Source organism: Shewanella sp. 5S214 (assembly GCF_041439795.1).
In the GTDB taxonomy this organism is placed as follows: Bacteria; Pseudomonadota; Gammaproteobacteria; order Enterobacterales; family Shewanellaceae; genus Shewanella; species Shewanella vesiculosa.
The window spans coordinates 67,111-78,359 of the sequence record NZ_JBGOOV010000026.1; the positions used below are offsets into that span (position 1 = coordinate 67,111).

Consider the following 11,249-nt stretch of genomic DNA (forward strand, 5'->3'; position numbering starts at 1 on the left):
AAGGAAATCAGGTTCAATACACCTGCATACGTATGCAAAGAAATAATTAGCTTGCAACATACAACTAAAATGCCATAAGCCTCATTAATACAACGAATTAAGTATGATACCAAGCCCCTCTCAGTTGTTTCAAAATTGTAAAAAACTGTCACTAATTAGCCATGATTAGCGCTGAATACGTATGCATAATATTGTCGGCAAAACTGAACTGGGAGTAGTATCGTCACTGTTGTGCAACAATTTGGTCATAACTTCAGCACTTATGCAGTCACTTACAAAAGTTAATTAAGCATGCTGAGGTAAAAACACAATAAAGAATGTAACCAAAAATCAAAAGGATACTAACACTCAACTTGTACTTTACGTTGTTAAGTATCCACAAAAGGGGAAATATTGATGTTGCTATTTAAACCGAGCCTACTCACGCTGGCGTTAGTTGCAGCTGGTGCAAGCATGACTGCTTACGCTGCTGATGACGTAAATACTACGGCAACTGCCGACGAAAATATTGAAGTGGTAAAAGTCACAGGTATTCGTCGCAGCTTACAAGAATCACAATCACTAAAAATGTCTTCGTCATCAATTGTTGAAGCCATTTCAGCCGAAGACATCGGTAAATTACCCGATGTTAGTATTGCAGAATCACTCGCCCGTTTACCTGGCGTATCAGCACAGCGCCTTGATGGCCGAGCTAACGTTATCTCTATCCGTGGTTTAGGTCCAGATTTCACTACTGCAACATTAAATGGTCGCGAGCAAGCCTCGGTAAACGATAACCGTGGTGTTGAGTTTGACCAATACCCTTCTGAATTATTAAACCGTGTGGTGGTATACAAAACACCAGATGCTTCTGTCATGGCGCAAGCCATCGGCGGCACGGTAGATATGCAAACGATTAGCCCGTTAACTCATGGCGAACAAACGATAGCCATGTCGCTTCGCGGCGAAATGAACGACTTAGGCTCACTTAATAGCGGTTCAAGCGATACCGGTTACCGTGGCAGTATTTCGTATATTGACCAGTTTGCTGATGACACCATAGGTATTGCCCTAGGTTATGCGCGCATGATGTCGCCTAACCAAGAAGAACGCTGGCAGGCATGGGGTTACCCAGAAAATGATGCTGGTGACAGTGTTTTAGGTGGCGCAAAACCATTTGTGCGTTCAAGCGAATTAGAACGTGATGGTGTATTAGCAGTATTTGAATACGCACCTAACGAAAAATTCACTTCAGTTGTTGATATTTACTATACAAAATTTACTGATGATCAACGTTTACGTGGTATCGAAATCCCTGCTGCTTGGGGCACTAATGGCGGCGTAACATCGACCACTGCTGAAGACGGTTTAGTCACTCAAGGAACCATTAATGGTGCCGAAGTCGTTGTGCGTAACGATGTTAACAAACGAGATGCTAAATCGCTTGCGATTGGTTGGAACAACAAGTTTACCATCAATGATAACTGGCGCGTAGAAGCTGATATTGCCCTATCAAAAGCAGAACGTACCGATATTGGTATGGAAAGCTACAGTGGCACAGGCCGTGGAACCGGCGTCGGCGCAGTGGATGACTTAGGTTTTAACTACAATGGAAATGGCGGCTACGACTTTACTCATAGCCTTAACTATGCAGATCCTAATGTCATTAAATTAGGTGATCCACTCGGTTGGGGCAGCCCACTGGGCGCTAATACTCAAGACGGTTTTATCAACAAGCCTGAAATTGACGATGAGCTTAAATCATTCCGTTTAACAGCAGAATACGTGTTTGATGAAGGTGCAGTGCGCAGTGTCGAGTTTGGTGTTAACCGCACTAATCGCGATAAAAGCAAACTTGATAAAGGTTATTACCTGACTTTAGCGGGCTATGACGGATCTGATAATTACTTAGAGACCGTTCCTGAACAGTATTTACTATCACCAACTTCACTTGATTTCTTTGGCATGGGTGACGTGCTAAGTTATGACTCATTAGCGTTTTATAATGCTGGTGGTTATACCGAAACTGACGTAGCAGATGTGGATTTATCACGTGCGACTAACTCTTGGGCTGTATCAGAAGAAGTCACCACGACTTATGTTAAAGCCAATATAGAATCTGAATTGTTCGGTTTTCCTTTAACGGGTAACGTCGGTATTCAAGCTGTAAACACAAACCAAAACTCAGACGGTACAGTGGCCACAGTTGAAGATGGCGTTGTGACTTTAACGCCTCGCACTGCGGGTGACTCATACCTTGAATGGTTACCTAGCATGAACTTAGGCTTTGAAGTTGCCGATGGTCAAATGTTACGTTTTGCTGCTGCGCGTACGTTAACCCGTGCTCGTATGGACAAAATGAACGCTAACGTTAACTTTAGCTACACTCAAAACCCTAATGATGGTGTTAACTGGTCTGGTGGCGCTGGTAATCCAGAACTACGTCCTTGGTTAGCGCGTCAATACGACATCAGCTATGAAAACTATTTTAGTGACCAAGGTTATTTCTCATTAGCAGTGTTCTACAAAGACTTAGAAAACTACGTTTATGATCAACAAACTAACTTTGATTTCAGCACTATTTTGCCACAGAACCCAGGTGACAACCCAATTGGTAATGTCAGCCAACCTTTAAATGGTAATGGCGGTTATGTACAAGGTATTGAGGCCTCGTTATCAATCGACTTTGGTTTGTTTGCTGATTCTCTAAGTGGTTTTGGTACTATCTTAAGTGGTTCGTACAACGACAGCGAAGTAAAAGAAACTGCAGACAGCGATCCAACGACTCTGCCTGGTCTTTCTGAAAAAACCTTCAATGCCACTGTTTACTATGAAAACTCAGGTTTCGAAGCCCGTATCAGCTCTCGTTACCGCAGTGACTTCTTAGGTGAAGTGACTAAAATCAGTCTTCAACGTGAAAACGTTAACATCAAAGCAGAAACGGTTGTTGATGCGCAAATTGGCTATGACTTTACTGAAAGCGGTATCGATGCTCTATACGGTTTATCAGTACAGTTCCAAGTGAATAACTTAACCAACGAGCCATTTACGTCTTACACTGGTGATGACCAACGTTTAGTGCGTGATTATCAAAACTACGGTCGTAACTTTATGTTAGGCGCAAACTACAAGTTCTAATGGGCTTGTAGAATGTACTAAACCGACAAAAAAGCCTCTGTAACCTATTACAGGGGCTTTTTTACTTTATCGGGTTCAGTAAAAATAAATCCCAAATAGTTAAAAGGCGATAACAATGGATCAAACGATAATAAAAAACATTGTCATTGTAGGCGGCGGAACGTCGGGCTGGATGACCGCAGCCATGTTAGCCAAGTTGTTTAACAAACAACTCAACATCACCCTTATTGAATCCGACGCCATAGGTACTATCGGTGTGGGTGAAGCCACTATCCCGCCACTGCAGATATTTAACAGTGTACTTGGGATTAGTGAAACTGATTTTATCAAAGCCACCCAAGCCACTTATAAATTGGGTATTGAATTTCAAAATTGGCATCAACAAGGCGAAGCTTATATGCACGCCTTTGGTAATATTGGCCGTGACCTAGGCTTTACCTCATTTCATCATTATTGGCTTAGTGCTCAGGCCAATCTTTCTCAAAGCAATCCTTCTCAAGCCAATGGCAGTCAATATAATGCCAATGACTTTTGGCAATACTCGCTTAACTATCAAGCGGCCAAACACAACAAATTTCAACCCATTCAAACCATTGCTCAAGCGCAAATGAGCGGTATTACCCACGCGTACCACTTTGATGCAGGCTTATATGCCAACTTGCTACGCAAATACAGTGTTCAACGTGGTATCAATCGAGTTGAAGGCATTATTACCAGCACCGAACTTAGCACCGATGGCAGTATAAAAAGTGTCACCTTACAAAATGGTCCTTGTATTAGTGGCGACTTATTTATTGATTGTTCGGGTTTTAGTGCATTGTTAATTGAACAGGCATTAGGCGTTGAATACGAAAACTGGCAGCATTGGCTACCTTGTGACAGCGCATATGCAGTGCCTTGTGAAAGCACCTCTCCCCTCACGCCTTACACTAAAGCGACTGCACACCATGCTGGTTGGCAATGGCGTATTCCACTGCAACATCGCACAGGCAATGGCATTGTATATAGCAGCCAACATATGAGCGACGAACAAGCAAAACAGCATTTATTAGCCAACCTAGATGGAAAACCCTTAGCCGAGCCGCGTAAAATAAACTTCACCACTGGCAGGCGCGTCAAGCAATGGCATAAAAACTGCGTGGCTATTGGCTTATCGAGTGGGTTTTTAGAACCGTTAGAGTCCACCAGCTTACATTTAGTCCAATCAGCAATCATTCGTTTAACTAAATTATTTCCACGAAACGGTATTCAACCCCAGCACATTGATGAATTTAATCGCCAATCTCAAACTGAGTTTGAGCAAATCCGCGACTTTATTATTTTGCATTACCATCTTAATGCAAAACAATCTGCCGACAATGAACGCGGTTTATGGCAGCAATGTCGCGATATGGATATTCCCGAAAGCTTGCAACATAAAATCGATTTATTTAAAGCCACAGCAACAGTTTTCAGGCATCAAGATGAATTGTTTACTGAAGCAGCCTGGATCCAGGTGATGTTAGGACAAGGCATTATTCCAGAGGATTATCATCCGCTTACACAAGCGGTCAGCCAAGATGATTTAACCGACTACTTAACTAATATCCGTAAGGTCATTAACACCACTGTGAGTCAAATGCCGAGTCATAAAGACTATATTGCAGCGCTGTAACTGGTTTATAACAACATGATTTAATTATCTTTAGCGACTAATTAACCGTCATCAATAAACAACAAAAAAATACAGGATGAGTAACTATGTCATTTCATTACCCCCATTTAGCACAAGCCTACCAACAACACCTGGGCAGGTTAGCATCAAGCTTCTTACTCGGTTGTGCATTGAGCACATATGCCATGTCGGCCAATGCAACACTCAGTGTCGAGCCAATGTCATGGTGGGCAGGCATGCAACAACCCCAGCTACAACTATTGCTTACGGGGGAAAATATTCGTGAAAGCCAAGTTAAATTAATTAAGGCTCAAGGTGTCACGCTGATTAATGTTGATAGAACTGATAGCAATAATCATCTATTCGTTAATTTGGATTTAAGCCAAGCTAAACCACAACAACTGATCTTAGGCTTATTTAAAGATGATCAGTTAATTGAACAATTTGATTATGAGCTACAAACGCGCAAAAAAGGCTCACGAGATCGCCAAGGCTTTAGTAATAAAGATGTGATTTACTTAATTACCCCGGATCGTTTTGTTAACGGTAATCCAGACAATGATAATCAGCCAGACATGCTTGAAAAAGCTGACCGCAGTTTTGATGGCGGTCGCCATGGCGGTGATATTTTGGGGATCCGCAAAGCACTGCCCTACTTACATGACTTAGGTGTGACCCAGTTATGGATAAATCCACTGCTTGAAAATAACCAACAAGAGTATTCTTATCATGGTTATTCCACCACCAATTTCTATCGCATAGATCCACGTTTTGGCAGCAATGAAGAATACCAATCACTCGTAGAAGAAGCGCAATCATTTGGTATTGGGATCATTCAGGATGTCGTGGTTAATCATATGGGTTCAGGCCATCAGTGGATGAGCAGTATGCCGAGCAACACCTGGATTAATGGCCAATCACGTTGGCTAAAAGATCCAACCGATGTCAGTTACTCAAGCCATAGACGCACTACAGTACAAGATCCTTACTCTGTGAATGCAGACAAAACTGATTTTAGCGACGGATGGTTTGACGTCACCATGCCAGACCTCAATCAACGCGATCCACACATGGCAACATACTTAATCCAAAATAGTATCTGGTGGGTCGAATATGCAGGGTTGAGCGGTATTCGCGAAGATACTTACTCTTACGCAGATAAAGCGTTTTTAACTGCTTGGTCAAAAGCCATTATGGATGAATACCCTCATTTTAATATCGTTGGTGAAGAATGGAGCAGTAATCCAGTGACGGTGAGCTACTGGCAGGCAGGAAAGAAAAATGCCGATGGTTATCAATCTTTTGCACCCAGCATGATGGATTTCCCGCTTTACGACACGCTCATAGCCAGCTTAACTAAAGAAGAGGATTGGGGAGCCGGCTTTATCGATCTTTATCAAATGTTGGCTAACGACGTGGTGTATGCCAATCCAAGTCAGTTAGTGTTATTTGAAGGTAATCACGACACTAACCGTATTTATAGTTTAATGAAAAACGACATTGAACTGTACAAAATGGCCATGGCTTATGTGCTCACCAGCAACCGTATTCCGCAAATATTTTACGGTTCAGAAATAGTCATGCAAAGCCCTGCAGAAGGCCGTAATGACGGCGCTGTTCGGGGTGATTTTCCGGGTGGCTGGCCACAAGACAGAGTCAATGTGTTTACAGGAAAAGGCTTGGATCCGCAACAAACTGAAGCACTGACCTTTGTGCGTACATTACTCAATTACCGTAAAAACTCGTTAGCGATTCAACAAGGTAAATTGCAGCACTTTGTGCCACAAGACGGTATTTATGTCCAAAGCCGTCATCAAGGCAATGAAACCTTACTGGTCATCTACAATAAAAATACCCAAGCCGTTGAGCTTGATTTACAGCGCTTTAAACCTGCTATTAATGACAATACTATGGGCGTTGATATTATCAGCAAACAATCGTATTCATTATCCAAGCCACTTTCGTTGGCTAATAAAGGTGTCACTATACTTAAACTTGAACGCTGATATGTAGACGATTCAATCATTAAGGTACTGCAAATTATGGCGTGTTTCTATTGTCTTCAATACAAACACGCCAATAAAAACAATAAAAGAGAGACTCATGGGCCCCATCACCAAACCGTTAGTAAGCCAACTTCACATTCACCTACCGTCACCAAGCGTAAAAGTGTTGGTTATCGCCTGTATGCTGGGTTTAGGATTAAGTGCTTGCCAACCTAGTAAAGTTGAACAAACCAATACATCAATAAAAATCGATAAAGATAAACTATCAGTTACTCCAACCACCCAAATACCTGCAACAGGCAAACCTGTGGTATATCAAGTATTCACGCGTCTGTATGGCAACACTAACACCACAAATAAACCTTGGGGCACAATTGCAGCTAATGGTGTGGGTAAATTTAGCGACTTCACGGATGTGGCATTACAAGATATCAAATCCTTAGGTACCACTCACGTTTGGTATACTGGCATACCACATCATGCGCTGATCAATGATTATACTGCCTATGGCATTAGTAATGATGATCCTGATGTTGTCAAAGGCCGTGCGGGCTCACCTTATGCCGTAAAAGATTATTACAACGTCAATCCTGATTTGGCTAATAATCCGGCTAGCCGCTTGGCAGAGTTTGAAGCACTGATCGCCAGAACTCACGCCAATGACATGCAAGTTATCATCGATATAGTGCCAAACCATGTTGCACGAAATTATCACTCTATTTCAGCGCCCAAAGGTGAACTAGACTTTGGTGTTAATGACGATAAAACCCAGGTATACAGCAGGCACAACAATTTTTACTATGTGGTCGGTGAAGATTTTCAAGTCCCTGATGCGTCAAATGGCTATCAAGCATTAGGCGGTGAAGCTCAGCCACTCAGTGATGGTAAGTTTCAAGAATCACCCGCTAAATGGACCGGAAATGGTTCGCGTTTAGCCAAACCCGACGCCAATGATTGGTATGAAACCGTTAAAATTAACTATGGCGTTAAACCCGATGGCTGCCATGACTTTCCAACGCTACCGCGTGACTATGCGACTAAATCTGCTGCAGAGCATTTAGCCTTTTGGCAAGCTCAAGATGCAAACAATATTCCCGATTCATGGCGTAAATTTGAACATATCGCCCAATATTGGTTAGCAAAAGGCGTAGATGGTTTTCGTTATGACATGGCCGAAATGGTGCCTGTGGAATTTTGGAGCTATCTCAATAGTCACATCAAGCACACTAATCCAAACGCATTTATCCTTGCAGAAGTGTATAACCCCGACTTGTACCGTGACTATATTCATTTAGGCAAGATGGATTATCTTTACGATAAAGTCGATTTATACGACACCTTAAAAGCCATCATTCAAAGTAAGGCCAGTACAGCAGCCATTGCGACAGTTCAAGCAAAAGTCAGTGACATTGACCAGCATATGCTGCACTTTTTAGAAAACCATGATGAGCAACGCATTAATACCAGCGATTTTGCCAGCAATCCATTTAACGCCTTACCTGCTATGGTGGTATTGACCACGTTAAGTCGCTCACCAACCTTATTGTATTTTGGCCAAGATGTGGGCGAACAAGGCGCTGAAATAGCAGGCTTTGGCCAACCGACTCGCACTAGTATTTTTGACTATGTGGGCGTGCCAGCCCATCAACGTTGGATGAATAACGGCAAGTTTGATGGCGGCCAATCCACAGCCGATGAAAAAGCCCTGCGCACCTATTATCAAACGCTATTAAACCTAAGCCATACAGCATCGGCATTAAGCGGTGATTACATGGAATTAGACACCCTACAGCGCCAGCTGAATACTCAAGGTTACGATAACCAAGTATTTGCTTTTAGCCGTTTTAATCACAACCAGCAATTGATCATTGTCAGTAACTTTAGCCAGCAAGACAGCAAAACGTTTACCCTAACATTACCACACACTCTAATTAACCAATGGCATGTCACTAAAAACACACTCGTAGAAGACTTACTCAGTGCCACTCAGTTGACTCAGCAACTCGTGTTACTGAGCGACAGCAGCGCCACTATTGATATACAATTAGCCCCACTGCAATCAGTCGTTATGGCATTACAACGCTAAATCACCTAAACAAAAACCGTAAACTAAAAGCGCAGCGTGTTGAAAGGCTTAATCCAATAACACTGCAAAATCCTCTAGCCATCAGCTAGAGGATTTTTTATTATCGGTATTAATCAGTTTGGACATCGGTACACAAGAGACCGCCTATATGTGGCCATTTTTTTAATATTGTTGCCTATTTAGTTGTATATTTACTGACTCTTATTTAGCAACTCTATCTTTTAACTCTATAGACATATCAGGATCATTAATTGCTCCAATAATATCTTGCGCCAATTTTGGATTGGTGGCCATGTTGAGTTCAGATTATCAGTCAAATATCCTGACGTTAAATTCAATTTTGATATTCACTGGGACATTTAGCTGAATCAGTAAAATCAGCAATCGAATTTACAAATAAAACTCCAATTTCCTCTATAAGCCAGTGCTCATTTTCAGCAATATATTTTATATTGAAGGATATTGGCATGTTCTCATTATCGAATCCATTAATAGATAAGCACCCGACTTTCTCATTTATTTTTTCAAAGTGTGATTCTTGCTTAAACATGTACTTTTTAAAGAGTAATTGTTCAGTTATTTCAGACTCATTTACGTTCAAATCTTTTATTAAATTTGAACTAAAAAAATCAGATTGCAACTTGTGTAGATTATCAACACTCACAGATTGTTCGTATCGATAATAGCTTGAATATAATGGTCCATTATTCATTTTTACTGCACATGCAGATAAAAATAATACTAAAAACAAAGTAATTGATCTCATATTATCTTCCCATTATGCTTTCTAATTCAGCTTCATAAGCCCTATTTCGATCTTTAAGAGCTCTCGCTGCTGAGCACAATAAACCTGAACATGAAGTGATAAGCTCTTCTAAATCAAAATCACCATTAGCAGTTAAACTTATGACTGCAAAATTTACAGTTGCACTATATCCAATATTCATTTCACCTTTATTTTCAAAGCTAATACTAATACGCTTGACCTTAATACCTATTTTCTCAAGAGTTGGTGTCCCGCTGAATGTTAATACACCAGCATTTCCGCTTAAGGTAGCCGTTCCACTCTGATCAACAGTAAGCTTAAAACTTCCTTTTTCAGCCACTATTTTTGTTTAGTGTTTATGATTTCATCTTTAATGGTGTTAATGGTTAGGTAAAAAATCAACCTTATTGTGGAAGAAGCTTTCTAATTTTACCCTATCGAAATAGCAAAACAATTATCAACTAGTATGTAATTATCTAAATATGCCACTCTTTTTTGAAGTACTAAGCCTAATTCAATGTTAGCCCAGAGCAACCGCATGAGTGTGCGTTTTTTGAGCACCATGAATAATTTCAATACTCAATAACGTCCAATCATTCATGAAGTGATAACGTACTGAACAAATATAACTCTAAAAGCATACTTGATCAGTATGAAAAACGTTCACGATCTTACCCTGCCCCAGCAACAGGGCAACAGGGCAACAGGGCAACAGGGCAACAGGAGCTTTGGTCAGTCTCTTTCTCACACACAAGATTTGAAAAATATTATTGTTGGCGCCTGTACTAAAATTGATGCAGCTAACAGAATTATATAGCCATATTTGGCTTGTTATTAACATCTAACCTATACAAAACTGTACGCTAATCGCTAATGCACATCATTTATGATTATTGAAAAATCATGGTTTAATCGTCATTATCTCAACTAACACTTCAAGCAGATAAACAAGCTCAAGCAAAAATGCCCGAGTATATGACCCTAACATTTAATACCACTTCTATTTTTAAGGTGAATCTCATGAACAAAGTAATATTAACGTCTTTATTAGTAACATTTACAGCAGCTTGTGGTAGTGGTGATAAACCAGTGAAAACAGTGAGTGAGTGGATTGATACTCCAGAGGGATTATCTGAACACACTAAATGGTGTGCTGATTCAGTAGAAAGAAGATTAACACCTAGCTGCATGAACGCTGTTGATGCAGAAGCAAAAATAAAAATGGCATCCATGATGGAGAACACAATGAATACTGGCACTATTCCTATTAAATAATTTTGAGTAAAAGGTTCAAACCCATGTTTTTTATTAGGGTCTGTTGATCTTTCGAGAGTGATTTTTAGACAGCATGACAAGGCGTTATAATTTGCTTCGCCAAAAGTAACTATAACCTCAAACCATGCCAAGACTTATGCTAACCGATGCACGCTGGGAAAAGCTATTCCATTTAATGAAAAGCACAGGCCGTGTTTATGACAAACCTGAACATAGACAAACATTCGAAGGTATTCTTTACCGCCTTAGAACAGGTATCCCTTGGCGAGATTTACCTAAAGAGTTCGGTCATTGGAGTACGGTCTTTAGACGGTTTCATTTATGGTCTAAGAAAGGCATTCTGGC

General features: G+C 40.9%; 8 protein-coding genes. 6 read left to right on the forward strand and 2 right to left on the reverse strand.

Annotation, left to right across the window (positions count from 1 at the left end; all coding sequences use genetic code 11):
- Nucleotides 1-396: 396 nt before the first annotated feature.
- From ACED29_RS16395 to ACED29_RS16410, 4 genes are all read left to right on the forward strand, one after another.
- On the forward strand, nt 397-3,117 hold the full coding sequence (locus tag ACED29_RS16395; protein WP_182697184.1) for a TonB-dependent receptor: 2,721 nt from the start codon (nt 397-399) through the stop codon (nt 3,115-3,117).
- A gap of 115 nt (nt 3,118-3,232) precedes the next feature.
- Nucleotides 3,233-4,771, forward strand: coding sequence for a tryptophan halogenase family protein (locus ACED29_RS16400; RefSeq protein WP_371698102.1), 1,539 nt, complete (start codon nt 3,233-3,235; stop codon nt 4,769-4,771).
- Between the two features lie 86 nt (nt 4,772-4,857).
- The gene (locus ACED29_RS16405; protein WP_371698103.1) at nt 4,858-6,777 is read left to right on the forward strand and encodes an alpha-amylase family glycosyl hydrolase; all 1,920 of its coding nucleotides are present in this window, start codon (nt 4,858-4,860) and stop codon (nt 6,775-6,777) included.
- A 97-nt stretch (nt 6,778-6,874) separates the two neighbouring features.
- Nucleotides 6,875-8,863, forward strand: coding sequence for an alpha-amylase family glycosyl hydrolase (locus ACED29_RS16410; protein WP_371698104.1), 1,989 nt, complete (start codon nt 6,875-6,877; stop codon nt 8,861-8,863).
- 334 nt (nt 8,864-9,197) lie between these two features.
- Here ACED29_RS16410 and ACED29_RS16415 read toward each other — a convergent pair whose 3' ends face one another.
- On the reverse strand, nt 9,198-9,629 hold the full coding sequence (locus ACED29_RS16415; RefSeq protein ID WP_371698105.1) for a hypothetical protein: 432 nt from the start codon (nt 9,627-9,629) through the stop codon (nt 9,198-9,200).
- Between the two features lies 1 nt (nt 9,630).
- Nucleotides 9,631-9,969, reverse strand: a complete 339-nt coding sequence (locus tag ACED29_RS16420) for a hypothetical protein (protein ID WP_371698106.1) — start codon at nt 9,967-9,969, stop codon at nt 9,631-9,633.
- A gap of 680 nt (nt 9,970-10,649) precedes the next feature.
- On the opposite strand from ACED29_RS16420, the gene ACED29_RS16425 reads away from it, so the two are divergent.
- Nucleotides 10,650-10,904 (forward strand): EexN family lipoprotein, encoded by a 255-nt coding sequence (locus tag ACED29_RS16425; protein ID WP_371698107.1) that lies wholly within the window; start codon nt 10,650-10,652, stop codon nt 10,902-10,904.
- A gap of 124 nt (nt 10,905-11,028) precedes the next feature.
- The coding region (locus ACED29_RS16430; RefSeq protein WP_371698108.1) for a transposase at nt 11,029-11,249 on the forward strand (221 nt) is incomplete at its 3' end.